The sequence below is a fragment of the Zavarzinia sp. CC-PAN008 genome, assembly GCF_051903925.1.
Lineage (GTDB): Bacteria > Pseudomonadota > Alphaproteobacteria > Zavarziniales > Zavarziniaceae.
On sequence record NZ_CP173678.1, the window covers coordinates 787,236 to 812,856 of the forward strand.

A 25,621-nucleotide genomic window follows, 5' to 3' on the forward strand; every position below is an offset into this window, starting at 1 on the left:
CCCCTTTTGCGTTTGGGCTCATCCCCCCTTCACGAAGTAGCCGCCGGGGGCGCTGGCCCAGGGGAACTTGGTGATTCGGGGGACCTGGCCGTCAAAGAATTCTTCCAGCGCCTCGCTCTCGCCAGGCCATTCGCGGATCGCGTATTCGTCTAGCAGGACGACGCCACCCGTCAGGATGCGCGGCCAGAAGGCCCGCAACGCGGCCAGTGTCGGCGCGTACAGGTCCATGTCCAGGTGCAGCAAGGCAATGCGCAGGCCGGGATTGTCCGCGACATAGGCGGGCGCCGTCACGGTCACGTCGCCATCGACCAGTTCGACACGCGGGCGCTTCGGCACGAAGCTGTCAGCGTTGAAGGCATCGACCAGTTCGAACAGCGTGTCGCGGAAGGTGGCGGGGTTCCAGCCGTCCGCCGTGTTGCCCACCCGCTCGTCAAAGCCATCCTTCTCGCTGCGTTCCGCCAGGCCCTTGAAATGGTCGAAGCCCAGGACCTTGCGCGTACGGTCGCCGGTGCAGAACGTCTCAAGGAAACGGGCGAAGGAGAGCAGGGAGGCGCCCTTGTAGACGCCGCATTCGACGATGTCGCCGGGGATGTCCTGGACCAGCTTGAACACCTCGTAGTGCGCGAAGGCCTTCATGAAGGTCATGCGCCGCGCAAACGAGCCCAGGTTGGTGATCAGGTCGGGCTCGTCGATATGGCGCTTCAGCAGGCTGCGCAGCGTGTCCTCAGGAGTGGTCATGCTCTTCCTCGAATTCGATCAGGTCGGGATGCAGCGCCTTGAACGTGTGAAAGCCCTCGACCCGCCGGTTGGCCCAGGCGCGGGCCACGACCTCTGGCGCCAGCAGGTCGCCGAAGCGGACCTGGATCGAATAGCGATGGCGGGGCCCCGGATTGTGGCCGGAGCGGTGGACGACGCGGTTGCCGAACAGGGCGACGTCGCCCGGCGCCAGGCTCAGCTTCACCTGGGCTGCCTCGAACGCGGCATGGAAGCGGGGCGCGATGAAGGCGTCGGCCGTTCGGCCACGGCTGCCGTCGGCATTGCGCTTGAAGCGGATCTCGACCGGCCAGACGCGGTCCGACAGGGCGGGCACGGCGTCGATCGCGCCATTGTGGGGACCGGAGTCGGTCAGTGGCGTCCAGGCCGTGAGCGAGCGCCCGCACAGCATGTTGTAGGGATAGTCCTGGTGCCAGCCAAAGCCGCGATAGCCCTCACCCGCCAGGTCCATGCGGAACACCGCGTGCTGGAACGGCGAATGCAGGCGCGCCGTGCCCAGGCCTGCTGTCTCCAGCCTCTGCGCCACCGCGTCGACCAGTTCGGGAGCAGTGACCACGCGGCGAAAGGCCAGTGTCTCGCGCATGGCGTCATAGACCTGGGACAGCAGGCGCCGGTCGCGTGCGACGACGGCATCGACCGCCGTATCCAGGTCGGTGCCGGGATCGTGGCCCAGGACCGCGCCGATCAGGTCCAGCAGCGTCGCCCGCACCTCGACCACCAGCGCCTGCGGCAGGAGGTTGCGCACCAGGTCGAGGGTGCCGCCCGGATCGGCGGCGGGGTTCGTTGGAGCGAAGGCGGGTTGGGCCATGGCGGCAGGCTAGGACGTCCCCCTTACAAAGGCATTAACCACGATGCAGGCCCCTCAGCGCCCCACGAGCGGATCGGACGGCGGCAGGGCGGCCGGCAATTCCGTCACGCTGACAATGCCCCAGCCAAGCGGATCGTCTGGCCGGCGGCGCGCGGTATAGAGGTAGCGCAGCCGCTCGAACGCCGTGCCGTCGCCGCGCAGGCGGTCCAGGTCTGAGGCAATCAGCGCCAGATCGGCTTCCAGCGGCCAGACCTTGAGCGCCACGATCTCCGTCCGCTTCCAGTCCAGACTGGCGAAGCGCTGCTTCAGTCCGTCGGCGGCGGCCTGCATGTCGGTCAGGACCTGCACGCCGGCCGCGGACGTGACCAGGGCAACCGGCGGCCAGAAGCAGCCGATATAGCGCGCCATGTCGCCCGCGTTGAAGGCACCGACATAGGCGCGGTAGAAGGCGGTGACGGACGCAGCAGTGTCGTCAGGGGTCATGGCGTCAATCCTGGCCGTCGGGTTCGGGCAGTGTCGTGGCGGCGGGGCGGGGGCGGAAATCGGCCTCCACCACCTGGCTCACGCGGGCCAGGAAGTCCATGCCGGTGTGGATCTGAATGTCGCTGAGGTGCGCGACGATCCGCGCGATATAGGCCTGGCCGCTGGCGATCATCGTCGCCACGAAGTCGACGCCGCCGGGGGTCAGGCTGATCGTCTTCTCTCGGCCCGAATCCGGGCTCTCGTCGATGGTGATGAGGGAGAGCGGGGGCTGCGCCATCTTGCGCAGGGCCTTGGTGATGGCGGGACTGCCCAGTTCGTACCATTCGCCCACCAGCTGCTCGATCACCTTGCGCTTCAGCACGCGGCCGTCCTGGCCCCGCGAATGGATCAGCCACAGGATCACCGTCTGGTGCCGGTTCAGGACGCCGCTGCTCAGGTGCTTCTCGACCGCCATCCCCACGGTGTAGTGGAAGGGGAAGAACAGCTGCAGGAAGTTGCCCGGCGCATTGTCCCGGGTGATGGGGGTTGCGGGCCGGAACCGGGACACAGGCCGCGCCATGGGATCCTCAAGCGTTGCGGACCCTCACCATACAATCCCTGCCCTCGCGGGCAGCAACTCCCCACGCGGAGAAATTCAGGATGCGCGAAAGGCTGCCTCGGCCACCGCCGTGTTCATGAAGTCGCGGAAGTGCAGCCAGCGGGCGTCCGCCACGGTGATGACGTGCACGAAGTCGGAGCGGATCTCGCGCCCCGTCGACCGGGCGGTCAGGCGCAGGCGGCCCGTCACCACGACCTTGTCGCCGGCACAGATGAACTCGTCGGCGTCGAACTGGTGGATGTCGACGCTGGCCAAGACCGTCTCGAAGAAGCGCCGGGCCTGCGCCAGCCCCTCATAATGGCCGGCATAGGGAATGACCGCCGGGCCATAGAAGTCGATCACGACCGCGTTGTGCAGCAGCGCCACGATGCCATCCACGTCCTGCGCGCCAAAGCGCTCGAAAATGGCTTGCGTCACATCCAGCGGCGTCGGTGCCATGGCAGGTTTGTCCCTCATTATCGTTTCCAATGGAAATATATCAGGCCGGTTTGCGCCAGAAGGCGATGCGGTTGCTCGCCGGCCCGTGGTTCAGCAGGCTGACCCCCTGCCAGTCGAGGCCCCGGGTGTCGGCGCGGCCCAGGCGGTCGCAGCGGGCCAGCAGTTCCAGCGCCGTCTGCCCCGCCTCCAGCCGCGCCAGGGGCGCGCCCAGGCAGCGGTGGATGCCGTGGCCCAGGCTCATGTGGCGATGGGAATTGGGCCGGTCCAGGCGGAAGCGGCGTGGCTCCGGGAATGTTTCGGGGTCGTGGTTGGCCGCGCCGAAGAAGCAGGCGACCCAGTCGCCGGCGCGGATCTCGGCCGGGCCGATCGTCACGTCGCGCGTGGCGATGCGGAACAGGCGCTGCGGCGGCCCGTGCAGGCGCATGGTCTCGTCATAGACCGCGCCGAAGCGGGACACGTCCTGCTGCAGGGCGGCCCAGGCCGCGGGCTCGTCCGCCAGGACGGTGAAGAGATTGCCGAGCAGGAAGCTCGTGGTCTCCGCCCCAGCGACGGTCGCGGTCATGCAGAAGCGGATGACCTCGTCCCGGGTCAGGCGCTCGCCCTCGACCTCGGTCAGGATGAAGGCGTCGAGCAGGCTGTCGCTGCGTGGCGCCCCAGCCGCCAGTTCGGCCAGGCGCTGGTCAACATGGGCGGTGTAGAAGGCCATGACCGCATGGTTGCAGGCCTGGCGCTCTGCCGGCTCCAGGTCGGCGGAGAGCATGAAGGCGGTCGCCCAGCGCCGGATTTCGGCTGCGCGATCCTGCGGCACCCCCAGCATCAGCGCCATGACCCGCGCCGGCAGGACGTCGCAATAGCCGTCCATGACGTCGACGGCGGCACCATCCGGTCGCCCCGCCAGCAGCGTGTCGAGCGTCGCCCGCACCAGATTGCGCACCGCAGGCGCCAGGGCCTGGACAGCCCCCGGCGTGAAGGCGAGGGAGGCGATGCGGCGCAGGCGCGTGTGCTCTGGCCGGTCGTGGTTGACCAGCATCAGGCTCGGCGCGCTCGACGCCTCCTGCAGCGTATCGCGGGAAGAGAACGTCTCATGGTCGAACGCGACGCGCTGCACGTCGGCATAGGACAGCACGACCCAGGCCGGCTGTGGCCGGTCGACGCCCGGCACCGTCCCGGGCGGATAGTCCAGGTAGCCGAAGACCGGGGCGGCATCGCGCAACAGGTCATAGAAGGGGTAGGGATCGCGCACCACCGCCGGCTCGGTCAGGCGGGCAGCAGTGAACGGGGCTTCCTGGGGGGCATGGGCGCTCATATCCGCCTCTTGGAAATTGTTTCCAACAGGAAGTTATGTACGATCCTGAACGCCGTCAACCTGTCCCTGGTCGACCGGGCTGACCCGGCCTAGACTGGTGTGCCGGGTTGAGGTTGGAGACTGCCGAAATGCCAAGGGTTCTGAGTTGGCCGCTGATCGTCGCGATCCTGATCGGAGAGGCGGTCTTCGTGGGATTTCTGCTGGGCTTCATCGACACGATCGTGCCCCTCCCACAGGCGGTCCTCGTGGGGGGTGTTGGGGCCGCCGTAGGTGTTCTGGCCGCCTTCCTGCTGAGTGTCCGTCGCAACCAGCTGGCGGCCCGCGACGGCCGGCCGCCGTAAGGGAAATCCACGCCGCGGGACCCGGAATCACGGGAATAGAAGGAGTCTCACAGGAATTCTCGTGAGTGGCCCGGGAGTTGCACAGTCCTTGCCCATCCGGACAATCGGCCGGCGGGTGGCGCAGATTGCGCGCAAGGCAGGCAGGGCATGCGCTTCACGCTGAAGCAGATCGCCTATTTCGTAGCCGCGGCAGAGGCGGGCAGCATCGCCGTCGCCTCGCTGCGCATCCACATCTCGCCACCCTCGATCTCGGCGGCGATTGCAGCGCTCGAGGCAGAGTTCGGCTTCCAGCTGTTCATCCGCCACCATGCGCAAGGGCTGTCCCTGACGCCGCAGGGCCAGCGCTTCCTGAACGAGGCGCGCAGCCTGCTGAACCAGGCGGAGGACCTGGCCGCCGCTGCCAGCGAGCTGTCCACCAGGGTCGGCGGCGTCCTCAATATCGGCTGTCTGTCGACGCTCTATCCGCTCGTCGTGCCGGAACTGCTGCACGTCTTTCGCCAGCGCCATCCCAGCGTTCGGGTCGAGGCCCTGGCGGGGCATCACGAGGAATTACTGGCCAGGCTGCGAGGCGGGCAGATCAGCCTGGTGCTTGGCTATGACCTGGGCGTCCGGGCGCCCGACATCGACTTTGCTCCCCTGGCGACACTGCCGCCCTTTGCCTTCGTGTCGTCCGCCCATCCGCTGGCCGATGCCGGACGGGTGGCGCTGGAGACCCTGGCGCCGGAGCCATTCCTGCTGCTCGACATGCCGGTTTCCCGCGACTACTTCCTGGCCCTGTTCCACCGTGCGGGCCTGGTGCCGCAGATCGGCGGCCGCTTCGAGCATATCGAGATCATCCGCAGCCTGGTCGCCCGGGGCGAGGGCTTCGGCATCGCCAATGCGCCGCCACGCAACCGCATGTCCCTGGACGGCCATCCCTTGCGCTACCTGCGGCTGGAGGGGGCGGTGGAGCCGCTGGCCCACGGCGTCATGACGATGAAGGGCATCCGCGCCACCCAGACGATGGAGGCGTTCCTGGCCCTGTGCCGCCAGCTGGTGACCGACCGCGGCATGCCGGGCGTCGATCTCCATCTCTGATCGGCCCAAGTCGGATTGGCCCAAGTCGGGTTGGCCCAAGTCGGGTTGGCCTTGAGGCCGCGCGCGCTTTAGTCTCCGCGCTTTCCGTCAGCAGCCTGGATTGCGCACGACATGGACTTCACCCGCACGCCGCTCGAACTCGAGCTTGAGGCCCGGACCCAGGCCTTCATCCGCGATGTCGTGATCCCCTACGAGAAGGATCCGCGCCTGGGCCATCATGGGCCGTCGGACGACCTGCGGCTGGAACTGGTCGCCAAGGCCAAGGCGGCAGGCCTGCTGGCGCCGCACCTGCCCAAGGAGTATGGCGGCCATGACCTGAATCACCGCCAGCAGGCGACGGTGTTCCGGGCGGCCGGCTATTCGGTCCTGGGGCCGATCGCGATGAACATCATGGCGCCCGACGAGGGCAACATGCACCTGCTGCACAAGGTGGCGAACCCCGAGCAGAAGGCGCGCTACCTGAAGCCGCTGGCGGCGGGCGAGACGCGCTCCGCCTTCCTGATGACGGAGCCGGACGGCGGCGCCGGCTCCGACCCCGCCCTGCTGGCGACGACGGCGGTGCAGTCGGGCAACCATTGGGTCATCAACGGGCGCAAGTGGCTGATCACCGGGGCCGACGGAGCGGACGCCGCGATCATCATGGCGCGCACCGGCTCCAGCGCCACGCTGTTCCTGACCGACATGAACCAGCCCGGCATCACGATCGAGCGGGTGCTGGACACCATCGATTCCTCCATGCCCGGCGGCCATGCCGTCGTCAACATCCAGGACCTGCGCCTGCCCGCGGACCAGGTCCTGGGCGAGGTCGATGGCGGCTTCCGCTATGCCCAGGTGCGCCTGGCGCCGGCCCGCCTGACGCATTGCATGCGCTGGTGGGGCTCGGCCAAGCGGGCGCACGACATCGCCGCCAACTACGCCCTGCACCGCAAGGCGTTCGGCAAGCCGCTGATCGAGCACGAGGGCGTCGGCTTCCAGTTGGCTGACAATTTGGCCGACCTGCAGATGGCGCTGCTGATGATCGACCACACCGCGTGGGTCCTGGACCAGGGCGCGCGCGGCACCGCTGAATCCAGCATGGCCAAGCTGACCGTGTCGGAGGCGCTGTTCCGCGTGGCCGACCGCTGCGTGCAGATCCTGGGCGGCCTGGGTGTCACCGGCGACACGCCGGTCGAGCAGATCTTCCGCGAGATCCGCGCCTTCCGCATCTATGACGGTCCGTCAGAGGTGCACCGCTTCTCGATCGCCCGCAACCTCCAGCGCGACCTGCAGAAGGCGCCGCACTGAGCGGTCCGGAAGGATGCTTCGAGACGCCGGCCCGATGGCCGGCTCCTCAGCATGACGCCGTTGGTTGTGTTGGGATTCTCCCAACGGCCGTCATCCTGAGGAGGGCCGAAGGCCCGTCTCGAAGGATGCGTGCCCAGCGCGTCCGCCGCCCCCCTCAGCCCTTCTTCCCGAACGGTGGGGGCAGGCGGACGGCGGATTGGCGCTTCAACATCCAACCGGGATATTCGGGGGGCAGCTCGCTCACCGCGTCGAGCGTCGCGATCTCTTCTGGCGAGAGGGTCAGTTCGGTCGCGGCGATGTTGTCCTCCAGCTGCTCGACCGTGCGGGCACCGATGATGACGGTCGTCACGTGCGCCTTGGACAGCAGCCAGGCCAGGGCGACGCGGGCGACCGTCACGCCATGCGCATTGCCGATCTGGCGCATTGCCTCGATGCAGGCAAAGGCACGCTCCCTGTGCACTGGCGGGAAGTCGAAGGTGACGCGCCGCGCCCCTTCCGGCCCGTTGGATCCGGGACCGAACTTGCCCGACAGCAGGCCGCCGGCCAGCGGGCTCCACACCATCAGGCCGACCCTCTCCTCGGTCAGCAGGGGCACGATCTCGCGCTCCAGGTCGCGGCCGGCGATCGTGTAGTAGGCCTGAAGCGTCTCGAAGCGGGCCAGGTTCTGCCGCTCGGAAATGCCAAGCGCCTTCATGATGCGCCAGGCCTGCCAGTTGGAGACGCCGACATAGCGGACCAGGCCCTGCCGCACCAGGTCGTCCAGGGCGCGCAGCGTCTCCTCCACCGGGGTCACGATGTCGTTGCCGTGAATCTGGAACAGATCGATATGGTCCACCTGCAACCGGTCCAGGCTTTCCTCGACCGAATCCATGATGTGCCCGCGCGATGCGCCGCGATCGTTGGGCCCGCGCCCCATGTCGCCAAAGACCTTGGTGGCGATCACGACGTCCGCCCTGCGCACGCCAAGGTTCCGTAGCGCCTGGCCCAGCAGCGCCTCCGACTCGCCCATGGAATAGACATTGGCCGTATCAATGAAGTTGATGCCGGCGTCCAGCGCGGTCTTCACCACCTGCTCGGCCTGGGCCAGGTTCAGGTCGCCGACCTTGCTCCAGATCTCGCCCTGGCCGCCGAATGTCATGGTTCCCAGGCACAGCTCGGACACGAACAGGCCCGTGCGGCCCATCTGGTTGTAGCGCATGCGTTCTCCCTCCGATGGTCGCGGCCCGCCGCGGCTGCGGCTTCCGCCGGGCGCCCGGGCGAAGAAACCGAGGGTACAAGCCTAGCGCCCCCGCCCCTGCGCGCGCGCCGCCCGTCCGGTCTGGTCGGGAGCAAAGCAAACTTGGCGCCGTGGCGCTTGGCCAAGACAGGGGCACTGTCCTAAATAGGTTTCGAAGGGCGTTGCCGTGGCGCGTCCGCCGGGTTCGGGCTGTAGCGACTGGAGGCAGAGATGAGCGCCATAGAGACGGAGCGGTTCGACAGCCGCAGGTTCCGCGATGTCCTGAGCCGCTTCTGCTCCGGCGTCGTCATCATCACCGGCCTGGACGAGGGCAAGGCCGTGGGCTTTGCCGCGCAATCCTTCACGTCCGTCTCGCTCGACCCGCCGCTGGTGGCGTTCTGCCCTGCCAACACGTCCAGCACCTGGCCGCGCATCCGCAAGGCGGGCAAGTTCTGCATCAACATCCTGCGCGAGGACCAGGAGCCGGTGTCGCGCAACTTTGCCCAGACGGGTGTCGACAAGTTCGCGACCGTGCCCTGGCGGACCGAGGCGACGGGCAGCCCGGTGCTGACCGACAGCCTGGCCTGGATCGACTGCGTGCTGGACGCGGAGCACGTGGCGGGCGACCACACGATCGTCATCGGTCGCGTGCTGGACCTGGCCGACCACGGCGACCACCCGCCCCTGCTCTACTACCGCAGCCGCTATGGGCGCTTCCACGCCGAGGGCTGATCCCGCGACCCGAAAGAGTGGGCCTTCGGCCCCGTTCGGGTAATTCCGCCAGGCCGCTCCGCCGCCGATCCTGAACCCCGCTTGGGGAGGATGACGGCATGGCGGCAGACGGCACAGCGGACAGCACGGCGCTCGTCATCGGGGCCAGCACCACGGGCCTGATCACGGCCGGTGTGCTCGCCCGCCATTTCGGCCAAGTCCTGGTGCTGGAGCGGGATGCCCTGCCCGCCAGCCCCGACTGGCGCAAGGGCGCGCCCCAGTCGCGCCATGTGCACCTGCTGCTGCAGCGGGGCGAGCGCATCGCGGCCGGGGTCTATCCCGGCCTGCTGGACGACCTGAAGGCGGCCGGCGGGCGAGCCGTCGACATGAGCCGGGACACCGCCTGGTTCGACAATGGCGGCTGGCGCCTGCGCTTCGACAGCGGCATCGCGATGCACTGCCAGAGCAAGGGCCTGCTGGAGTTCACGCTGCGCCGCCGGGCCTTGGCCCTGAACAATGTCACGATCATCGACCGCGTGACGGTCGACGGCTATGTGGTCGAGGACGGTCGCGTGACCGGCGTCCGGCGCAAGGACGGCGGCATCCATCGCGCGGACCTGGTGGTGGACGCCAGCGGCCGCGGCTCGCCCACGCCGCAGATCCTGGAGGCGTTGGGCTTCGGCCCCGTCCCGGTCTCGGACCTGCCGGTCGATGTCGGTTATGCGACGCGCGCCATCGCCCTGCCAGAGCCGTGGACGGCCTGGGGTTCGGCCATCGTCCATCCGCGCTTTCCCGACCACGGCACGGCGATCATCATGCCGGTCGAAGGCACGGCCAATGGCCAGGGGCGCTGGCTGGTCACCCTGGTCGGCGCACGCGGGGCGCATCCGCCCGCCGACGATGCGGGCTTCCTGGCCTTTGCCAAGGGGCTGGCCGCGCCGCACATCCACGACGCGCTGTGCCAGGCAACGCCCCTGGGACCCGTCGCGCTGTGGCGCTTCGTCGGCAACCTGCGCCGCCATTACGAGCGGGTGCGCCTGCCCGACGGCCTGGTCGTCGTCGGCGACGCGGTCTGCTCATTCAATCCGATCTATGGCCAGGGAATGAGCCACGGCGCCACCGCGGCGGAGGTGCTGGACGCCTGCCTGAGGCGCCGGGGTGCCGCCCCGGGCGGCCTGCGCCTTGCCGGCCTGCCGCGCGAGTTCCATCGCCGCTATGCCCGCTTCACCGACCAGTGCTGGTTCATCTCGACCACTGAGGAATACCTGGACGACAGCCTGGCCAGCCGGCGCCCGGCCTGGGCGGGCCTGGCCAACTGGTACCTGCGCCAGGTGCACCAGTTGGCCTGGAGCGATCGCGACGCGGCCCAGGCATTCCTAGAGGTGATGCACCTGGTCAAGCCGGCCAGCCGCCTGCTGCGGCCCGGCCTTGCCATGCGCGCGCTGCTGCATAGCGCGCGCGCCGATACCGCACGCACGCACCAGGGGGGACCCGCCCATGTGGCTCACTGACCGCCAGCGCCGCCTCGTCGCACCGGCGGACGAGACGCTGCCCCGGACGCCGATCCCGACGCGGATGGTGTCGAACGGGGAGTTCCTGCCCCTGCCCCAGACGCCGGAGCAGGCCCGCGTGGAGCGCACCCTGGCCGAACTGGCCGATCGCAATGGCCGGCCGCTGGGCCTGGACCGCCGCCGCTTCCTGGCCAGTGCAACGGGCCTGGCGAGCGCGTTCCTGGCGCTGAACCAGGTATTCGGGCCGGTCTTCACCGTGGCACGGGCCGAAACCACCGATCCCGACGCCGCGGCCGAGCGGGCGACGCGCTACCGCGACCAGGCGGTTGTCGACGTCCAGCTCCACTTCATCCGGGACGACTATGCCTGGGATGGGATCCTGGCCCTGGGCACCTATGCCGCGCGGTGGAACCCGGTCCTGGAGCGCGAAGGCATCAGCTTCGAGCGCTTCAAGTTCGACAACTTCCTGCGCGAGGTCTATTTCGACAGCGACACGCGCATCGGCCTGATCAGCGCCGCCCCGGCCGACCATGGCGACAACGTCATCCTGAACAATGACGGCCTGGCCGAGGCCCGGCGTCTGGTGAACCAGGTCGCGGGATCGCGCCGCATGCTGGCCCATGCCGTGATCGCGCCGGGCCAGCCCGGCTGGCTGGACGAGATCGACCGCGCGGTCGAGGTGCTGAAGCCCGACGGCTGGAAGGGCTACACGCTGGGCGATCCGTTCGAGGATTCGCGCTGGCCCTGGCGCCTGGACGATGCCGCCCTGATGTACCCCGCCTATGAGCGGATGGTGAAGGCCGGCGTCCGCAATGTCTGCATCCACAAGGGCCTGCTGCCCGAGGACTACCCAAACGTCTTCAAGCACTGGCGCCATGCCATGGTGGACGACGTGGGCCAGGCGGCACGCGACTGGCCGCAGCTGAACTTCATCATCTACCATTCGGGTTTCCGCCCGCTCCTGACCTCGCCCCAGCCCCTGCTCGACGCGTTCGAGGCACAGGGCCAGATCGACTGGGTGACGGACTTGGCGGCGGTGCCGGCGCGCTTCGGCGTCAGCAACGTCTACGCCGAGCTAGGCACCACCTTTGGCTCGTGCGCCATCACCCATCCGCGGCTGGCCGCGGCCGTGCTGGGCCAGCTGGTCAAGGGCATGGGCGCCGACCATGTCGTCTGGGGCACCGATTCCGTCTGGTACGGCTCGCCCCAATGGCAGATCGAGGCGTTCCGCCGGATCGAGATTCCGGAGGACATGCAGGCGGCCCACGGCTTCGCGCCCCTGGGTCCTCCCGACGGGCCGGTGCGAAACGCCATCCTGGCCGGGAATGCCGCGCGCCTGTTCGGGCTGGAGCGGGACATCGCGCCCGATGGCGCCTGGCGCGACGACCTGCTGAGCCGGACCAAGGCCGACTACCTGGCGGCGGGGGGCCAGCCGTCCAACACGTTCTATGGTTTCGTCGCCCGCGCCGGAGGCCGGTCGTGAGCGGGTTGCTTGCCGGGCGCGTTGCCCTGGTCACGGGTGCGGCCAACGGCATCGGTCGCGCCATCGCCCTGGCCGCGGCGCGCGAAGGGGCCGCGCTGGTGCTGGGCGACGTCGATACGGCGGCGGGCGAGGATCTGGCCGCCCTGCTGCGGGCAAAAGGCACCCAGGCCCACTTCCGCCGCACCGACGTCACCGTGACGGCGGACGTGCAGGCCCTGGCCGCCCTGGCCGAGGCGGATGCCGTCTTCGCCAATGCGGGGATCGAGGGCGCCGTCGCGGCCCCCCAGGACTATGACGAGGCGACCTTCAAACGGGTGCTGGACGTCAACGTGGCCGGCGTCTGGCGCACCATGGCGGCGGTGCTGCCGGCGATGCTGGCCAGGCGGCGCGGCAGCATCGTGGCGACCGCCTCCGTCGCGGGCCTGGTGGGCGCCGGCGGCATGGCGGCCTATGTCGCGTCCAAGCACGCGGTGGTGGGCCTGGCCAAGTCGGTTGCGATCGACGTGGCCCCGCAAGGCGTGCGGGTCAACGCGATCTGCCCCGGCGTGATCGAGACCGCCATGGTCAGCCGGCTGGAACAGTACGCGCCCGACCTGCGCACCGCCCTGCTGGGGCGCAAGCCCATGGGCCGCACGGGCAGCCCGGCCGAAGTGGCGGAAGCCGCGATCTGGCTTGCCTCCGATGCCGCCAGCTTCGTCACCGGCCAGGCCTTCGCCGTCGATGGCGGCTTCGTCGCGCAATAGCACGACAAACCAACCCCGCTCATCTCCGACTGCGCGGGGTGAGCGGAACAATAAACCCAGAGGAGGACTATTCGATGTCAGAGCCGCAATTGAGTGCCGACGCATCCCGCCAACTGGTCGTGGATTTCCTTGGCTCGTGGCTGGAACGCGATGTCGATCGCATCATGAGTTTCTTCGCCGACGATGCCGTCTATCACAACGTGCCCGTCGCCCCGATCCAGGGCCTGGACGGAATCCGGGGGATCTTCAACGGCTTCCTGGGTGCGTTCCAGGAAATCAATCTGGAGATCGTGGCAATCGCCGCCAGTCCCGGCCTTGTCCTGGCCGAGCGCATCGACCGCTTCCTGCTCAACGGCAAGTGTTTCGACCTGCCCGTCAACGGCGTGTTCGTCCTGCAGGGCGCGAAGATCCGGCGCTTCAGCGACTATTTCGACCTTGCCTCGTTCGAGGGACCCAGCGGCTTTAAGCTCTGAGCCCGCGCTGAGCCAAGGCGCCGCCTTCGCAGGGGCGGGATCCTGGTCTAGGGTCCCGCGCCATGTGGCGCCTTCTCGCTTTCCTGTTCGTGCTGGGCTGCGGCCCGGCCCTGGCGGAGCCGCAGGCCGGCATCGCGATGCATGGCACGCCGAAATATGCGGCCGGATTCGATCATTTCGACTACGCCGTGCCCGACGCGCCAAAGGGGGGCGAGCTGCGCCTGGCGGCGTCCGGGACGTTCGACAGCCTGAACCCCTTCATCGTGCGCGGCCTGGGGGCGGCCGGGTTGAACACCTATGTCTATGACAGCCTGATGGCGCGGTCGTGGGACGAGCCATTCTCCCTCTATGGCTATATCGCCGAGACGATCGACACGCCGCCGGACCGGTCGCAGGTCACCTTCCGCCTGCGGCCCCAGGCGCGCTGGCACGATGGTCGGCCGATCACGGCGGCCGACGTGCTGTTTTCCTGGGCGACGCTGCGGGACAAGGGCCGGCCGAACCACCGCGGCTACTATTCCGGGGTGGTGGAAGCGACATCACCCGATCCGCTGACCGTGACCTTCCGCTTCGAGCCCGGCTCGGACCGCGAACTGCCCCTGATCATGGGCCTGATGCCGATCCTGCCGGCCCATGTGTGGACGGACCGGGCCTTTGACCAGACGACGATGGAGCCGCCGCTGGGCAGCGGGCCCTATCGCGTGGCGCGGGTCGATCCCGGCCGGTCCATCACCTATGAGCGGGTGGCCGACCATTGGGCGCGCGACCTGCCCGTGATGCGGGGACTGTTCAATTTCGACCGCATCCGCATCGACTATTTCCGCGACGAGTCGGTGTCGCTGGAGGCGTTCCTTGCCGGCGCCTATGACTTCCGCCGCGAGCCCGACCCCGGCCGCTGGGCGACCGGCTATGCCACGCCGGCGGTGCGCTCCGGCCGCATCGTGCTGGAGGAACTGCCGACCCAGCGCACGCAACCCTATCGCGCGCTGATCTTCAACACGCGCCGGCCGGTCTTTGCCGACAGCCGGGTGCGCCGGGCCCTGACGCTGGCCTTCGACTTCGACTGGATCAACGCGACGCTGTTCCACGGCGCCTACCGCCGCAGCACCAGCTATTTCCCGAACTCCGAACTGGCGGCCAGCGGCCCCCCGACCGAGGCCGAGCGCGCCCTGCTGGCACGCTTTTCCGCAACCCTGCCGGCGGAGGCGACGACCCAGGCCTTCGACCTGCCTGGCACGGGCGGGCAGGCGGGAGGCATGCGGCCGATGCTGCGCCAGGCGACGCGCCTGCTGGCGGAGGCCGGCTACAGCGTCCGGGCCGGCACCCTGGTCGATGCCGCCGGCCAGCCCTATCGGTTCGAGATCCTGCTGAACGAGCCGGCGTTGGAGAAGGTCGCCCTGGCCTATGCCAATGCCCTGGCCAAGCTGGGCATCACCGTACGGGTGACCAGCGCCGACGCGGCGCAGTTCCAGACGCGGCTGAATGCCTTCGACTACGACATGGTGCTGCATGGCTGGACGTCCAGCCTGTCGCCAGGCAACGAGCAGATGGTCTACTGGTCGTCGCGCGCGGCGGACCAGCCGGGCAGCCGCAATTATCCGGGCATCCGCGATCCCGCGGTGGACGCCCTGGCGGCTTCGCTGGGGGCGACGCAGGACCGCGCCGACCTGGTGAACCGGGTTCGGGCGATGGACCGGGCCCTGCTATGGGGCTGGTGGTCGATCCCGCTGTGGCATCCGCCGGCCGACCGCGTCGCCTATTGGGCGCGGCTGCAGCACCCGACGGTCACGCCGCTCTATGGCCTGGTCCTGGAAACCTGGTGGGCCAAGCCGGACTGACGGGTCCGTGCCGGGGCAGTCGGCCCCGCCGGCGGATGGGCCACCGGCAGGGCCTGTGCCGGCCTGTTCCCGGTCAAAGCGGCACCGGGAACAGGCCGCGCTGGCGTGACGGCCCTTAGAGCGGGCCGCCGAAGCCGAAGTTGAAGTAGCCGCCCGGGCGCGACGGGTAGTAGTAGCGCGGCGGCGGAGGCGGCGGCGCGTAGTACACCGGCGGAGGCGGGGCGTAGTAGTAGCGCGGCGGGGGCGGCGGCGGGTAGTAGTAGCCATAGCGCCGGTCGCGCCAGTGACGCCCATGGCGGCGGTGATGGCGATCGCCCACCAGTTCCACGCCGGCGACCAGGTCGCCGCCCTGCGCGGCCATGCCGGCGGCGCTGGCGCGATCGGTCGACGGGGTCGCCAGCGCGCCGGGCGCGGGGGCGATCGGGCCCGCCTGGGCCGAGGTGCCGACGATCATCGCCATCGCGACGACGGCACCGGCAATCAGGGTACGCATGTCCAATCTCCAAACCTAGGCTGCCGCAGCCTGTCCAGTTGCCACGTAGATTGCAGTGAATTCCTGCGCTCGCAATCGACGGAAACACGGGCGGGCCCATCCGGTGGCCCAGGTCACAGATTTGCTACAAACCGTCATGCTGGGTCATGGCCGGTGGGGGACGCCCACGGACCATCCGCGTCCGAAGCGGTGCCGCAGCAGCGGGATCCGGACACAAAAAAAGCGGCCCGGGGATGCCCCCGGGCCGCTTCCTGCGCGAATCGAAGTGGATCAGACCGCGCGCAGATTGTCGGCGGAGGTCTTGCCCCGCTTCGGATCGCGCTGCTCTTCGAACGAGATGCGCTGCCCTTCGATCAGGCTGCGCATGCCCGCACGCTCCACCGCCGAGATATGAACGAAGACGTCCGCGCCGCCGTTCTCAGGCTGAATGAAGCCGAAACCCTTGGTGCTGTTGAACCACTTGACCGTACCGATAGCCATAACTGTCGTCCTAGACTGGAGAACCGCAGCGCCAAGAGGGGCGCCGCGCATCAAACTGGGGTCGAGGAAAGCAGTATCGATGGCCGTCAATGGGAACCGGGCCGCAGTCCACGCAGAGTGATGAACGTCAGATGGACCGTGTAACGCCAAATTGCAAGGCCGCTGACGCCGATTGGCCGGATTCGGTCGGGCAGGCCCGGCGGGCGCGATGCGGCAATCCCGCAACCTTTCCCAATCGTAAAAGAATCTCATGAACCAATCCGGAGGCAGGGCGTTAGTACGGGCAACGTAACCAGCACAACAACGGGTGACCCGATGCCGCCACGCACCAGCAAACGCCAGGACGAAGCGGACAACGCCCAGGCCGTGGAAGAGTTTCTGGCCCGCGGCGGTCAAATCACCAAGGTGGAGCCGGGACCGCTTGAGTTCTCGCCCCATCCCAAGCGGGCGCGCCGACGCTTCGTCAGGACGATGACGCCCGAACAGTCCCTGGCGGCGATTCCGCCCACGACGGGCAGCTGACGTCTCCTGTTCGCGCCGTCACTGGCTCAAGGTGACGGCGATATTGACCGCCAGCGCCAGGATGACGGTGTTGTAGAAGAACGCGACGATGCTGTGGGCCAGGGTTGTCCGGCGGATGACCCGGCCCGTGGCCTGGACGTCCGACACCTGTGCGGTCATGCCAATCACGAACGCATAATAGAGGAAGTCCGACATGTCGGGCTCCTGCCGGCCTTCTGCTCTGCCGGTGCCCCCGTCCGGCTGGGGGAAATCCAGGCCACCCGCATCCTCGCCCGGCCGTTCGGGGTGTCGGTCGTAGTACAGGTGGGCATAGCGGATCGCCATCACCGTATGCAGCGTGGTCCAGCCCAGCGGCACGCTGAGGACGCCCAGCGCCAGGGTCCAGCCCTGCCGATGTCCGCCATCCGCCAGCAGCGACACAAGCGACCAGGTGCTGATGGCGATCGCCGCCAGCGTCAGCGCGATGATGATGCGCACTCCCTCGTCCTCCACCGCCGCCGTGCGCCGCATCTCTTCGGGCTGGGCCGGAAAGCGGAGATGCGCCGTCGCCAGGAGGTAGGTCAGGTAGAATGCATCCCCGCCCGGCGCCAGGGCGGGCTGATCCAGCCACGCCGCCAGAAGGCCGACGGTGACGCCGACCAGGATGCTGGCATAGAAGCGCAGGTGGACATGGACATGGCGGACGGGACTCACGGCACGGCCGCCCGTACCGGTGTTGCTCAACTGACCTGGGGCAGCGCCGGCCGGGGCAACTGGAAGACGTTGCCGAAACTGCCCTTCCCCTGGACCGGGTCGGGCGTGGGGCGGGAGCGGAGGGTCACCGACTGGCCCCCGCTGCCGGGAAAGGATGACCCGTTGAGGCGCGAGACGCTGCCCGACTGGACCGCCACCTCGGTCGCGGTGTCGCCCACGGTGATCTGCAGCGCCGCATTCTCGGTCCGGAAGGTCCCGGCCGGCGTCTCGATCCGGGCACGGGCGCGCCAGTCCTGGCCGCCGGCAGCGCCATTGGTCGCGGTATAGACGATGGTTCCGCTGGAGATCCAGGTGGCCAGCGTGCCCTCCTTGTCCGGCCCTTCATAGGACACGTTCACGGTGGCCCCGTTGGCGATCCTGATGCCCGATCCGTCGATCAGCTCGATGGCCGCGGAAGCCTCGGCCGCACATTGGATCATGTCGCCCGAGACGATGCCGTCCCGCGGCAGCAGGCGCCGCGCCACCCCGTCACGCGTGCGCACCACATAGCCGCTGGCCAGGGTGCAATGCCCGATGATGGCGGGATTGGCCGCAAGGGGCCGGATGGGCAGGCCCATGGCCAGCAGGGAGACGGTGCACAGCGCACCCTTCAGCACATCGCGACGCGTCGGCACGGCGGCCCCCTTCGATCAGCGGGCGGAACTGGTCCGACCATAGTCCCAGGCAGGCCCGACCTCCAGCCTTGCCGTGGTGACGGCCGGCACAGGGCGAACGGGTCGCGACCCTCAGGCGGTCGCGCGCGCCGCAAGGCCCGCGACGAACAGGTCGGCGACGCGCCCCGCCAAGCTCGCGGGCGATACCACCCCGCCCGGGTCGTACCAGGTATAGGTATAGTTCATCATGCCCAGCAGCAGCATGGCGTCCACCTTGCGCTGCGGACCCCGCGCCGCCCCGGGTAGTGCATCGATGGCGCCGGCGAACAACTCGACGATGCGCACCTCCAGCGCCTTGATCCCGCGCTGCACCGGCAGGTCGAGGGCGGACAGGTCGTTGAGCAGCACGACCTGTTCGTTGCGGAACCCGGCATAGAGCTCGAGCGCTGCCGCGACCAGGGCATGCAGCCTGGTATCCGGCTCCATCTCCCGCGCGGCCACGGTCTCCAGCACGGCGAGGAGTTCACCCACATGGCCCTCCAGGATCGCCTGGAGGATCTCATGCTTGGACGTGAAATAGTGATAGAGCGCGCCGCGCGAAACGGCGCACTCCACCACCAGGTCGGCGATCGTCGTCCGCGCATAGCCGTCCCTGGCGAAGCGCGCCGCGCAACGGGCCAGGATGGTACCCCGCACCGTGTCGTATTGCGGTGATCGCGTCCGCGCCATGGGCGCGACCCGCCGCCCTGCAACCTCAGAGCGTGCGGCTGATCAGTTCCTTCATGATCTCGGACGTGCCGCCATAGATGCGCTGCACGCGCGCATCGACATAGGCGCGGCTGATCGGATACTCGGTCATGTAGCCATAGCCGCCAAAGAACTGCAGGCACTTGTCGACGACGCGGCCCTGCAGCTCGGTGCACCACAGCTTGGCCATCGCCCCGCCCGTCGCGTCCAGCTCGCCCTTCACATGGCGGTCGACGCAAGCGTCGATGAAGGCCCAGGCCACTTCCAGCTCGGTCTTGATCTCGGCCAGGGTAAAGGCGGTGTTCTGGAAGCCCAGGATCGGCTTGCCGAAGGCCTTGCGCTCCTTGACATAGTCGACCGTCCACTCGAAGGCGATCTGGGCCGCGGCGACTGCGCCGACGCCGATCACCAGGCGCTCCTGCGGCAGCTGGCTCATCAGATAGATGAAGCCCTTGCCCTCCTCGCCCAGGCAATTGGTGATGGGCACGCGCACGTCGTCGAAGAACAGCTCGGACGTGTCCGCTGCCTTCAGGCCCATCTTGTCCAGGTTGCGGCCGCGGCGGAAGCCGGGCGTGTCGCGGTCGACCAGGATCAGGCTGGTCCCCTTGGACCCCTTGGAGGGGTCGGTCTTGGCGACGACGATCACCACGTCGGCATGCTGGCCATTGGTGATGAAGGTCTTCTGGCCGTTGATGACGTATTCGTTGCCCTCGCGCCGCGCCGTCGTGCGCACCGCCTGCAGGTCGCTGCCGGTGCCGGGCTCGGTCATCGCGATGGCGCCCACCACCTCGCCCGAGACCATCTTCGGCAGGTAGTGCTGCTTCTGCTCGTCCGAGCCGTAATGCCAGATATAGGGGGCGACGATGTCCGAATGGACCTGCCAGCCCAGGCTGCCGGTGCCGGAGCGCTGGCCCTCCTCCGCGATGATCGCGTTGTAGCGGAAATCTACGCCCGCCCCGCCATATTCCTCGGGAATGCCGGGGCACAGCAGGCCGGCCTCGCCCGCCTTCGTCCACAGGTCGCGCGGAATGATCCCGGCCTCGTCCCAAGCGGCGGCATGGGGGGCGACTTCCTTGGCCATGAACTTGGCAACCGAGTCGCGGAAGATCTCGTGTTCGTGCTCGAAAATGCGACGCGGCATCATGGGCGCGGGTTCCTTCCTTGTCCGTCCGACCGTGCGGTATGCCCGCGCGAGTATCACGGGCGGCGGACCACGCCAATGGTTTTGGCGCCGCACCGTTTGCCGCTTGTGCGACCGCTCACGACCGTTCACGCGGACGTGTCGACCGGGACGTGCCTGTCACAGAGACGGCACAGGACGCGGCCCGCTAATGTGTGACCTTAAGCAGGCTGAGAATCAGGGGCGGGGGCTGCATGTTCGGTCGGCGCGTGGCGCTCGATCTGGTCGAGCACTTGCACGACATGTGCGTGGGAATCTCGGACGTCTACACGTCCAGGGTGGGGGCGGACTGGCCCGCCATCCCCAACCGCTACACGGCCGGCTGGTACCTTGGCCTGGCGACCGAGGCATTGCGCGTCCACGGCATCCTGGATCCCGGCCGGCCCGCGGAACTGGTGCGCCACGTCGTCCGGTCGGCCTATGGCTGGGATGCCAGCCTGGTTCATGATCGCTACGGCTTCGACCCCGCCATCAACGAGCGCGACCATGTGAAGATGGCGGCTTCGGCCGATGCCTCCCGCGCCTATGGCGAGTTGCGGCGGCGCAGGCCCGGCGCCATGTGGGCGCGCCACCTGTCGGTCCTGTTCGAACATCTGCACGAGACGCCCGTCGGCAGTGCCGAGCCCGGTCTTGTCGTCTTCGTGCCCAAGCTGCGGGTGGCGGTCTGATGTCGTTTGTCGGGCGCGGCTCTGGCGGGGCCTTCGGACGGCGCAGCGGATTCGATGCCGCCGCCGAACTGTTCGACATGCTGGAAGCCCTGCGGGCGGAGGTGGAGGCCGCGGGCCGGACCATGCCGCGCAGCCCCGGCCGCTATACCGTGGGCTTCGTCATCGGCATGGCGCGGGAGGCGATCCGCCTGCACGGCGGCGACGGGGACGAGGAGGCGATGCTGACGGCCCGCCGGGTCGGCGCGCGCCTGCTGGAATGGGACGCCGCCTTGATCCACGACCGGATCGGCTTCGACGCGACCCTGGGCCGGGCCACGGACCGCGAGAAAGGCCGCGCGATCGAGGATGGCGCCCGTGCCTTTCGCGCAGTGGCCCTGGCGCGCCGGGCCCGCGCCTTTCACGACATGGCCGCGTTCGAGGAGTTCCTGGCAGCACTTGAGCGCGACGTCGGCGCCTCTGGCGCGGTCCAGCGGGTCGCCGTCGCCACGGACTAACGGCCCCTCCCACCCTTGACAGGCGGCCGGCGCGCCCGCTATCGCTCCGGCCATGGACACCGCTGCGACGATCGCGACCTGCAAAAAGGCCCCCCTGGGGGCCACGGATCGCCGCGCGCGCTAGGATCAAGCCGCACTTCGACCAGGACCCCGCCGGTGCGACGGGGTCCCTATTCCGTGTCCAGTCCCGTCTCCGGCCCTTTTTTCGCAAGGGATCGAGACATGACTTTTCCCAATCGCCCCAGTGCCGCTGGCCCTGCCGGCCTCTGGCTCCCGCTCGTGACGCCGTTCCGCGACGGCGCCCTGGACGAGACGTCGCTGCGGCGCCTGGTCCGGCACTTCCTGGCCCAGCCGCTGGACGGCCTGATCCTGGGCGCCACGACGGGTGAGGGCCTGGCCCTGGACGCGGACGAACTGGCCCGGATCGTGGCCGTGGCGGCCGAGACGCGTGCCACGAGCGGCAGCGTCATGCCCCTTCATATCGGCCTGGGCGGCAGCCACACCGCACGGATGGTGACACAGCTGGAGCGCATGGCCGACTGGCCGGTTTCGGGCGTCCTGGTCCCGGCACCCCACTACAGCAGGCCGTCCCAGGCCGGCCTGCTGGCGCACTTCCGGGCGCTGGCCGACGCCGCGCCCTGGCCGCTGATGCTCTACAACATCCCCTATCGCAGCGGCGTCGGCATCGCCAACGAGACGATGCTGGCCCTGGCGGCACATCCCAACATCGTGGGGGTCAAGGACTGCTGCGCCGATGCACTCCAGTCCTTTGCCCTGCTGCAGCAGCGGCCGCGCGGCTTCAGCGTCCTGACGGGGGAGGACGCGCTGTTCTACTCCGCGCTGGCGCACGGGGCGGACGGCGGCATCCTGGCCTCGGCCCACGTGCGCACGGCGGAGTTCGCGGCAATCGGCCGGCACGTGCGGTCTGGCGACCAGCGCGCCGCCCTGGCCGCGTGGCATTCCCTGGCGGAGGTCCCGCGCCTGCTGTTCGCCGAACCCAACCCCGCCCCCATCAAGCACTGGCTGTGGCGCCAGGGCCTGATCGACAGCCCGGAAGTTCGCCTGCCGATGACCGGGATCAGCGATGGGCTGGCAGCCCGCATCGATGCCGCAATGGCCGAGCCGCGCCTGTCGGCCTGTGCCTGAACCGGGACGGGCCCCCTCACCGGTGCCCGGGATCTCAGTGCAGGACCTGGCCGGGCCTGCGCTGCGGTGGCTGGGCCGCAACCGGGCGGGGCCGCGGCTCCGCCAGCGGGCTGGCCTGGTGATGGACCATGCGCCACGCCCCGTTCTGCCGCAGGAACGTGTTGGTCGCGACCAGCGTGTCGTTGCCCAGGCGCTCATAGCAGATCACCAGGCCCACGGCGCCGAGCACCACGGCGACCGGCTCCTCCGGCACGATGCGGGGGGAGCCGGGATTGGCGACGATGGCGCGCCAGCTCTCCATCACCGCCTCCCGCCCGATGCGAGGCGACCAGCCGGGATGGATGCAGGCGACCGTGACATCCTCGGCCCACAGGGCGTCCAGCGCATCGGCGTCCCGCCGGGCAAACGCGGCGTAGAATGCCGCGTTGGCGGCGATCAGGGCGCTTTCGTCGCTGGCCATGCCTGCGGGATCGGTCATGCTTGGCGCCCCCTCGTCGTGCCCCCCATGCTCAGGCCTTGCGCCCGCTGAAGTCCAGCAGGCTGGGGGCACGGGCGATGATTTCGGACAGGATGTCCTGGGCCTTGGCCAGATCCTGCGCCGCCTTCTCGTCGAGCAGGACCTGCAGGTGCGGTTGCTCCAGGCGCTTGCGCGCATGCCAGAGGGAGCGCAGCTCGCTCATGAAGACGTCGCGGGTGCCGACGGGCAGGCGTGCCAGGCTGGACATCACGAAGAAGAAGCGAATGCTGGTCCGGATCATCAGGCCCATCATCCCGGCCTGGGCGTGGTCGAAGCGGGACTGCAGGGCGGCGTCCGGCCCGGCCGACAGGTTGGAAAGCCGTTCCTCCACCAGGATGCTCAGGGTGTCGAACTCCTGAACCTTGTCGCGGAAATGATTGTAGACGCCATAGGACTGCGCCTCCGCGTCCTGGGCCGCATCCTGTGCGATGGTCGTCGCTTCCTCGATCTGTCGCTCAAGGGCGTCGATCAGGCCATCGGTCTCGGCCGCGGAAAAGGTGCGCGTGGGCTTTCGCATGGGCGCGGCCAGCTTAGGCGATCACGGCGCGGCGGCAAACGCCTGCAACGCCGTCGGCGATTCTGACGCTGGACAGGCGCCATCCAGGGGCTCACAGTGAATGAGAGAGCCCAAGGTTCATCATTCACGGTCGGGATCGGCGGCGCGACTACCGCCAGGGACCGTGGAAACGGGCCACAGACGTGGGAGGACACGCGATGATCCAGCCGGTGGCGACCCTTGCCCGCGTGGCAACGCATGACCCGATCTGGGCCGAGATCCGCCGCGATGCGGAAACCCTGGTACAGGACGAGCCGGTGATGGCCGGATTCCTGCACGCGGGCGTGCTGGTCCATCGCTCGCTCGAGGATGCGCTGAGCTACCAGTTGGCGAACAAGCTGGCTGGGGCCGCGGTCGGGCCTTTGCTGATGCGCCAGGTCATCGACGAGGCCTTTGCGTCCGACCGCGATATTCCGGAGGCGGTGCGCGCCGACTTCCATGCCGTGCGCGACCGCGATCCGGCCTGCCGCTCGTACCTGGAGCCGCTGCTCTACTTCAAGGGGTTCCACGCGATCCAGGCCTACCGCATCGCGCACTGGCTGTGGCGGTCCGGCCGGCGGGGGCTGGCGCTGTTCTTCCAGAACCGCATCTCGGAGGCGTTCGGCGTGGATATCCACCCCGCGGCCCGGATCGGGCGCGGCATCCTGCTCGACCACGGCACCGGCGTCGTGATCGGCGAGACCGTGGTGATCGAGAACTGCGTGTCGATGCTCCAGGGCGTGACCCTGGGCGGCACGGGCAAGGAAACCGGCGATCGCCACCCCAAGGTGCGCGCCGGCGCCCTGATCGGTGCCAATGCGACCATCCTTGGCAATATCGAGGTGGGCGAAGGGGCCAAGGTCGGCGCCGGCAGCGTGGTGCTGCAGAACGTGCCGCCCCATTGCACCGTGGCCGGTGTGCCCGCCGTGGTGAAGGGCTGCCCCGACTGTCCGGAGCCGGCCCGCGCCATGGACCACTGGTTCCCCTGCGGCAACGCCGAGCAGGGCTGACGCGGCGGCCTCAGCGGCGCGGCAGGATCAGGTCCCGCGCCGCCAGCGCGCCGCCCCCGGCGATCAGCAGGCACGCGCCGATCAGGCCGGGCTGCATCGCCGCCCAGCCCAGGGCGAGCAGGATCAGGGTCGAGAACAGCGGCGCGCCATAGGACAAGGCGCCCAGCACCGCGGCGTCGCCCCGCTTCATCCCGACATCCCACAGGAAGAAGGCCAGGCCCACGGGCCCCAGGCCCAGGCCCAGCACCGCGGCCCAGGCGGTCCAGCCCGTGGGCCAGGCGGTCTGCTCGAAGGCCAGGTGGCAGGCCAGCGCCAGGACCGCGACGCCGCCGCAGAACCCACCCACCGCATCGGTCGAGACGCTGGGCAACTGCCGGCTGAGCAGGGAATAGGCCGCCCAGGTGAAGGCCGCGGCCAGCGCCAGGCCATAGCCCAGCAGCGAGGCGGCGGCGAAATCGACATCGCCCATCAGCAGGGCCGTTCCGGCCAGCCCGGCCAGCGCTCCGCCCAGGTGGTACCAGCGCAGGCCCTCGCCGAAGATGGCCCCGCCCAGCACGATCAGCAGCGGCCACAGGTAGCAGATCAGGCTGGCCTCGGCCGGGGGTACGCGCTGCAAGGCGGCGAAGTACAGGGCGTGATAGGCGAACAGGCCGCCGACGCCCAGCAGCCACACCGCCGGCCGCTGCCGCAGGTGCGCCCAGGCCCTGGGGCCGCGCAGGCACCACGCGCCGAAGGCGATGCCAAAGGTCAGCGCCGTCATCTGGAACGGCGGCACCGCCCCGGCACCCGCGGTCAGCGCGGCCAGCAGCGCCCATAATGCGATGGCGCCCAGGCCCGCGAGCGTTGCCGAAACCGAGCCGCGCAGGCGCGCCGGCGATGGCGCCGCCAGGGTCCCCTCGACCTGTCCGGTCATGATCGGTCGATCAGAGCTGGGCGGCAATCCGCGCGGCCTGGTCCTTCAGCTCCGCCAGGTCGGCCATCTGGCCATGGGCATGGCCCTTGATCGCCTTGCCGTCCCACCGCGGGATGATGTGGAAATGCAGGTGGCCGACCGTCATTCCGGCGGCCGCCCCGCTCAGCTGCATCAGCATGATGCCATCGGGGTTCAGCGCCCGGTCGACCGCCTGTGCGATGCGCTGGGTCGCGGCGATCAGCTTCTGCAGGAGCTCGGGCTCGATCTCCAGCAGGGTGATGGCCTGGCTGCGCTTGGCGATGACCAGGGTATGGCCCGGTGCCTGCGGGAAGACGTCCATGAACGACAGCACGTCGTCGTCCTGGTAGACGACGACGCTCGGCGCCTCGCCCCGGATGATCTTCCCGAAGATGTTGTTCCGGTCATAGGCCACACGCTGCATCGCGCCTCGCTCCCCATTGCTGCGGCCGGCACCACCCTCCGCCG

At 69.1% G+C, this 25,621-nt stretch carries 31 protein-coding genes; 14 read left to right on the forward strand and 17 right to left on the reverse strand.

Annotation, left to right across the window (positions count from 1 at the left end; translation table 11 throughout):
• Positions 1-18: 18 nt before the first annotated feature.
• From ACI6GS_RS03825 to ACI6GS_RS03850, 6 genes are all read right to left on the reverse strand, one after another.
• On the reverse strand, positions 19-738 hold the full coding sequence (locus ACI6GS_RS03825) for a TylF/MycF/NovP-related O-methyltransferase (protein ID WP_439816453.1): 720 nt from the start codon (positions 736-738) through the stop codon (positions 19-21).
• A complete protein-coding gene (locus ACI6GS_RS03830; protein WP_439816454.1) occupies positions 725-1,582 on the reverse strand; it encodes a phytanoyl-CoA dioxygenase family protein in 858 nt (285 codons plus the stop codon). Before ACI6GS_RS03830 ends, ACI6GS_RS03825 begins: the two co-directional genes overlap by 14 nt.
• A 54-nt stretch (positions 1,583-1,636) precedes the next feature.
• Positions 1,637-2,065, reverse strand: a complete 429-nt coding sequence (locus ACI6GS_RS03835; RefSeq protein ID WP_439816455.1) for a hypothetical protein — start codon at positions 2,063-2,065, stop codon at positions 1,637-1,639.
• A 4-nt stretch (positions 2,066-2,069) separates the two neighbouring features.
• Positions 2,070-2,624: a hypothetical protein gene (locus ACI6GS_RS03840; protein WP_439816456.1), complete on the reverse strand. Its 555-nt coding sequence runs from the start codon at positions 2,622-2,624 to the stop codon at positions 2,070-2,072.
• 75 nt (positions 2,625-2,699) lie between these two features.
• Positions 2,700-3,119, reverse strand: a complete 420-nt coding sequence (locus ACI6GS_RS03845) for a nuclear transport factor 2 family protein (RefSeq protein WP_439816457.1) — start codon at positions 3,117-3,119, stop codon at positions 2,700-2,702.
• A 22-nt stretch (positions 3,120-3,141) separates the two neighbouring features.
• The gene (locus ACI6GS_RS03850) at positions 3,142-4,407 is read right to left on the reverse strand and encodes a cytochrome P450 (protein ID WP_439816458.1); all 1,266 of its coding nucleotides are present in this window, start codon (positions 4,405-4,407) and stop codon (positions 3,142-3,144) included.
• A 128-nt stretch (positions 4,408-4,535) separates the two neighbouring features.
• Between ACI6GS_RS03850 and ACI6GS_RS03855 the strand changes: the two genes are divergently transcribed.
• The 3 genes from ACI6GS_RS03855 to ACI6GS_RS03865 all read left to right on the forward strand — a co-directional run bounded on the left by ACI6GS_RS03855 (position 4,536) and on the right by ACI6GS_RS03865 (position 7,109).
• Entirely contained in the window at positions 4,536-4,748 is a 213-nt protein-coding gene (locus ACI6GS_RS03855) for a hypothetical protein (RefSeq protein ID WP_439816459.1), read from the forward strand.
• A 147-nt stretch (positions 4,749-4,895) separates the two neighbouring features.
• Positions 4,896-5,825 carry a LysR family transcriptional regulator gene (locus ACI6GS_RS03860; RefSeq protein ID WP_439816460.1) on the forward strand — a complete coding sequence of 310 codons (930 nt, stop codon included), beginning with the start codon at positions 4,896-4,898 and terminating at the stop codon, positions 5,823-5,825.
• A gap of 111 nt (positions 5,826-5,936) precedes the next feature.
• A complete protein-coding gene (locus ACI6GS_RS03865) occupies positions 5,937-7,109 on the forward strand; it encodes an acyl-CoA dehydrogenase family protein (protein ID WP_439816461.1) in 1,173 nt (390 codons plus the stop codon).
• A gap of 154 nt (positions 7,110-7,263) precedes the next feature.
• Here ACI6GS_RS03865 and ACI6GS_RS03870 read toward each other — a convergent pair whose 3' ends face one another.
• Positions 7,264-8,307, reverse strand: coding sequence for an aldo/keto reductase (locus ACI6GS_RS03870; protein ID WP_439816462.1), 1,044 nt, complete (start codon positions 8,305-8,307; stop codon positions 7,264-7,266).
• A gap of 249 nt (positions 8,308-8,556) precedes the next feature.
• On the opposite strand from ACI6GS_RS03870, the gene ACI6GS_RS03875 reads away from it, so the two are divergent.
• From ACI6GS_RS03875 to ACI6GS_RS03900, 6 genes are all read left to right on the forward strand, one after another.
• The gene (locus tag ACI6GS_RS03875) at positions 8,557-9,057 is read left to right on the forward strand and encodes a flavin reductase family protein (RefSeq protein ID WP_439816463.1); all 501 of its coding nucleotides are present in this window, start codon (positions 8,557-8,559) and stop codon (positions 9,055-9,057) included.
• A gap of 98 nt (positions 9,058-9,155) precedes the next feature.
• On the forward strand, positions 9,156-10,547 hold the full coding sequence (locus tag ACI6GS_RS03880) for an NAD(P)/FAD-dependent oxidoreductase (protein WP_439816464.1): 1,392 nt from the start codon (positions 9,156-9,158) through the stop codon (positions 10,545-10,547).
• Positions 10,534-12,030, forward strand: coding sequence for an amidohydrolase family protein (locus ACI6GS_RS03885; RefSeq protein WP_439816465.1), 1,497 nt, complete (start codon positions 10,534-10,536; stop codon positions 12,028-12,030). The genes ACI6GS_RS03880 and ACI6GS_RS03885 overlap by 14 nt, the downstream gene beginning before the upstream one ends.
• Positions 12,027-12,773, forward strand: a complete 747-nt coding sequence (locus ACI6GS_RS03890; protein ID WP_439816466.1) for an SDR family oxidoreductase — start codon at positions 12,027-12,029, stop codon at positions 12,771-12,773. Before ACI6GS_RS03885 ends, ACI6GS_RS03890 begins: the two co-directional genes overlap by 4 nt.
• 74 nt (positions 12,774-12,847) lie before the next feature.
• Positions 12,848-13,246: a limonene-1,2-epoxide hydrolase family protein gene (locus ACI6GS_RS03895; RefSeq protein WP_439816467.1), complete on the forward strand. Its 399-nt coding sequence runs from the start codon at positions 12,848-12,850 to the stop codon at positions 13,244-13,246.
• A gap of 62 nt (positions 13,247-13,308) precedes the next feature.
• Positions 13,309-15,084 (forward strand): extracellular solute-binding protein, encoded by a 1,776-nt coding sequence (locus tag ACI6GS_RS03900; protein ID WP_439816468.1) that lies wholly within the window; start codon positions 13,309-13,311, stop codon positions 15,082-15,084.
• Between the two features lie 115 nt (positions 15,085-15,199).
• Here the strand turns inward: ACI6GS_RS03900 and ACI6GS_RS03905 are convergent, their stop codons facing one another.
• Positions 15,200-15,577, reverse strand: a complete 378-nt coding sequence (locus ACI6GS_RS03905) for a hypothetical protein (protein WP_439816469.1) — start codon at positions 15,575-15,577, stop codon at positions 15,200-15,202.
• 270 nt (positions 15,578-15,847) lie between these two features.
• Positions 15,848-16,057 carry a cold-shock protein gene (locus ACI6GS_RS03910; protein ID WP_439816470.1) on the reverse strand — a complete coding sequence of 70 codons (210 nt, stop codon included), beginning with the start codon at positions 16,055-16,057 and terminating at the stop codon, positions 15,848-15,850.
• A gap of 315 nt (positions 16,058-16,372) precedes the next feature.
• On the opposite strand from ACI6GS_RS03910, the gene ACI6GS_RS03915 reads away from it, so the two are divergent.
• Positions 16,373-16,579, forward strand: a complete 207-nt coding sequence (locus tag ACI6GS_RS03915) for a hypothetical protein (RefSeq protein ID WP_439816471.1) — start codon at positions 16,373-16,375, stop codon at positions 16,577-16,579.
• An 18-nt stretch (positions 16,580-16,597) separates the two neighbouring features.
• Here ACI6GS_RS03915 and ACI6GS_RS03920 read toward each other — a convergent pair whose 3' ends face one another.
• The 4 genes from ACI6GS_RS03920 to ACI6GS_RS03935 form a co-directional block, all read right to left on the reverse strand.
• Positions 16,598-17,272: a DUF1345 domain-containing protein gene (locus ACI6GS_RS03920; RefSeq protein ID WP_439816472.1), complete on the reverse strand. Its 675-nt coding sequence runs from the start codon at positions 17,270-17,272 to the stop codon at positions 16,598-16,600.
• A gap of 26 nt (positions 17,273-17,298) precedes the next feature.
• Positions 17,299-17,946 (reverse strand): FecR domain-containing protein, encoded by a 648-nt coding sequence (locus tag ACI6GS_RS03925; RefSeq protein WP_439816473.1) that lies wholly within the window; start codon positions 17,944-17,946, stop codon positions 17,299-17,301.
• A 111-nt stretch (positions 17,947-18,057) separates the two neighbouring features.
• The gene (locus ACI6GS_RS03930) at positions 18,058-18,654 is read right to left on the reverse strand and encodes a TetR family transcriptional regulator (RefSeq protein ID WP_439816474.1); all 597 of its coding nucleotides are present in this window, start codon (positions 18,652-18,654) and stop codon (positions 18,058-18,060) included.
• Between the two features lie 25 nt (positions 18,655-18,679).
• On the reverse strand, positions 18,680-19,816 hold the full coding sequence (locus ACI6GS_RS03935; RefSeq protein WP_439816475.1) for an acyl-CoA dehydrogenase family protein: 1,137 nt from the start codon (positions 19,814-19,816) through the stop codon (positions 18,680-18,682).
• Positions 19,817-20,046: 230 nt separating this feature from the next.
• On the opposite strand from ACI6GS_RS03935, the gene ACI6GS_RS03940 reads away from it, so the two are divergent.
• The 3 genes from ACI6GS_RS03940 to dapA all read left to right on the forward strand — a co-directional run bounded on the left by ACI6GS_RS03940 (position 20,047) and on the right by dapA (position 22,160).
• Positions 20,047-20,520, forward strand: coding sequence for a hypothetical protein (locus ACI6GS_RS03940; protein WP_439816476.1), 474 nt, complete (start codon positions 20,047-20,049; stop codon positions 20,518-20,520).
• Positions 20,520-21,014, forward strand: a complete 495-nt coding sequence (locus tag ACI6GS_RS03945; protein ID WP_439816477.1) for a hypothetical protein — start codon at positions 20,520-20,522, stop codon at positions 21,012-21,014. The genes ACI6GS_RS03940 and ACI6GS_RS03945 overlap by 1 nt, the downstream gene beginning before the upstream one ends.
• Before the next feature lie 222 nt (positions 21,015-21,236).
• A complete protein-coding gene (gene dapA / locus ACI6GS_RS03950) occupies positions 21,237-22,160 on the forward strand; it encodes a 4-hydroxy-tetrahydrodipicolinate synthase (protein WP_439816478.1) in 924 nt (307 codons plus the stop codon).
• A 34-nt stretch (positions 22,161-22,194) separates the two neighbouring features.
• On the opposite strand, the gene ACI6GS_RS03955 is transcribed toward dapA, so the two are convergent.
• Together ACI6GS_RS03955 and ACI6GS_RS03960 are read right to left on the reverse strand one after the other, a co-directional pair.
• Complete coding sequence (locus ACI6GS_RS03955) at positions 22,195-22,638, reverse strand: nuclear transport factor 2 family protein (protein WP_439816479.1); 444 nt, start codon at positions 22,636-22,638, stop codon at positions 22,195-22,197.
• Between the two features lie 31 nt (positions 22,639-22,669).
• Positions 22,670-23,194, reverse strand: a complete 525-nt coding sequence (locus ACI6GS_RS03960; protein WP_439816480.1) for a hypothetical protein — start codon at positions 23,192-23,194, stop codon at positions 22,670-22,672.
• Between the two features lie 197 nt (positions 23,195-23,391).
• Between ACI6GS_RS03960 and cysE the strand changes: the two genes are divergently transcribed.
• Positions 23,392-24,222, forward strand: coding sequence for a serine O-acetyltransferase (cysE, locus tag ACI6GS_RS03965; protein WP_439816481.1), 831 nt, complete (start codon positions 23,392-23,394; stop codon positions 24,220-24,222).
• 10 nt (positions 24,223-24,232) lie between these two features.
• Here the strand turns inward: cysE and yddG are convergent, their stop codons facing one another.
• Complete coding sequence (gene yddG / locus ACI6GS_RS03970) at positions 24,233-25,135, reverse strand: aromatic amino acid exporter YddG (protein WP_439816482.1); 903 nt, start codon at positions 25,133-25,135, stop codon at positions 24,233-24,235.
• Between the two features lie 10 nt (positions 25,136-25,145).
• Positions 25,146-25,577, reverse strand: coding sequence for an HIT family protein (locus ACI6GS_RS03975; protein WP_439816483.1), 432 nt, complete (start codon positions 25,575-25,577; stop codon positions 25,146-25,148).
• Positions 25,578-25,621: the final 44 nt, after the last annotated feature.

Coding starts and splice junctions, on each gene's coding strand:
- ACI6GS_RS03825 (WP_439816453.1), bottom strand. CDS start 738: ATGACCACTCCTGAGGACACGCTGCGCAGCCTGCTGAAGCGCCATATC.
- ACI6GS_RS03830 (WP_439816454.1), bottom strand. CDS start 1,582: ATGGCCCAACCCGCCTTCGCTCCAACGAACCCCGCCGCCGATCCGGGC.
- ACI6GS_RS03835 (WP_439816455.1), bottom strand. CDS start 2,065: ATGACCCCTGACGACACTGCTGCGTCCGTCACCGCCTTCTACCGCGCC.
- ACI6GS_RS03840 (WP_439816456.1), bottom strand. CDS start 2,624: ATGGCGCGGCCTGTGTCCCGGTTCCGGCCCGCAACCCCCATCACCCGG.
- ACI6GS_RS03845 (WP_439816457.1), bottom strand. CDS start 3,119: ATGAGGGACAAACCTGCCATGGCACCGACGCCGCTGGATGTGACGCAA.
- ACI6GS_RS03850 (WP_439816458.1), bottom strand. CDS start 4,407: ATGAGCGCCCATGCCCCCCAGGAAGCCCCGTTCACTGCTGCCCGCCTG.
- ACI6GS_RS03855 (WP_439816459.1), top strand. CDS start 4,536: ATGCCAAGGGTTCTGAGTTGGCCGCTGATCGTCGCGATCCTGATCGGA.
- ACI6GS_RS03860 (WP_439816460.1), top strand. CDS start 4,896: ATGCGCTTCACGCTGAAGCAGATCGCCTATTTCGTAGCCGCGGCAGAG.
- ACI6GS_RS03865 (WP_439816461.1), top strand. CDS start 5,937: ATGGACTTCACCCGCACGCCGCTCGAACTCGAGCTTGAGGCCCGGACC.
- ACI6GS_RS03870 (WP_439816462.1), bottom strand. CDS start 8,307: ATGCGCTACAACCAGATGGGCCGCACGGGCCTGTTCGTGTCCGAGCTG.
- ACI6GS_RS03875 (WP_439816463.1), top strand. CDS start 8,557: ATGAGCGCCATAGAGACGGAGCGGTTCGACAGCCGCAGGTTCCGCGAT.
- ACI6GS_RS03880 (WP_439816464.1), top strand. CDS start 9,156: ATGGCGGCAGACGGCACAGCGGACAGCACGGCGCTCGTCATCGGGGCC.
- ACI6GS_RS03885 (WP_439816465.1), top strand. CDS start 10,534: ATGTGGCTCACTGACCGCCAGCGCCGCCTCGTCGCACCGGCGGACGAG.
- ACI6GS_RS03895 (WP_439816467.1), top strand. CDS start 12,848: ATGTCAGAGCCGCAATTGAGTGCCGACGCATCCCGCCAACTGGTCGTG.
- ACI6GS_RS03900 (WP_439816468.1), top strand. CDS start 13,309: ATGTGGCGCCTTCTCGCTTTCCTGTTCGTGCTGGGCTGCGGCCCGGCC.
- ACI6GS_RS03905 (WP_439816469.1), bottom strand. CDS start 15,577: ATGCGTACCCTGATTGCCGGTGCCGTCGTCGCGATGGCGATGATCGTC.
- ACI6GS_RS03910 (WP_439816470.1), bottom strand. CDS start 16,057: ATGGCTATCGGTACGGTCAAGTGGTTCAACAGCACCAAGGGTTTCGGC.
- ACI6GS_RS03915 (WP_439816471.1), top strand. CDS start 16,373: ATGCCGCCACGCACCAGCAAACGCCAGGACGAAGCGGACAACGCCCAG.
- ACI6GS_RS03930 (WP_439816474.1), bottom strand. CDS start 18,654: ATGGCGCGGACGCGATCACCGCAATACGACACGGTGCGGGGTACCATC.
- ACI6GS_RS03935 (WP_439816475.1), bottom strand. CDS start 19,816: ATGATGCCGCGTCGCATTTTCGAGCACGAACACGAGATCTTCCGCGAC.
- ACI6GS_RS03940 (WP_439816476.1), top strand. CDS start 20,047: ATGTTCGGTCGGCGCGTGGCGCTCGATCTGGTCGAGCACTTGCACGAC.
- ACI6GS_RS03945 (WP_439816477.1), top strand. CDS start 20,520: ATGTCGTTTGTCGGGCGCGGCTCTGGCGGGGCCTTCGGACGGCGCAGC.
- dapA (WP_439816478.1), top strand. CDS start 21,237: ATGACTTTTCCCAATCGCCCCAGTGCCGCTGGCCCTGCCGGCCTCTGG.
- ACI6GS_RS03955 (WP_439816479.1), bottom strand. CDS start 22,638: ATGACCGATCCCGCAGGCATGGCCAGCGACGAAAGCGCCCTGATCGCC.
- ACI6GS_RS03960 (WP_439816480.1), bottom strand. CDS start 23,194: ATGCGAAAGCCCACGCGCACCTTTTCCGCGGCCGAGACCGATGGCCTG.
- cysE (WP_439816481.1), top strand. CDS start 23,392: ATGATCCAGCCGGTGGCGACCCTTGCCCGCGTGGCAACGCATGACCCG.
- yddG (WP_439816482.1), bottom strand. CDS start 25,135: ATGACCGGACAGGTCGAGGGGACCCTGGCGGCGCCATCGCCGGCGCGC.
- ACI6GS_RS03975 (WP_439816483.1), bottom strand. CDS start 25,577: ATGCAGCGTGTGGCCTATGACCGGAACAACATCTTCGGGAAGATCATC.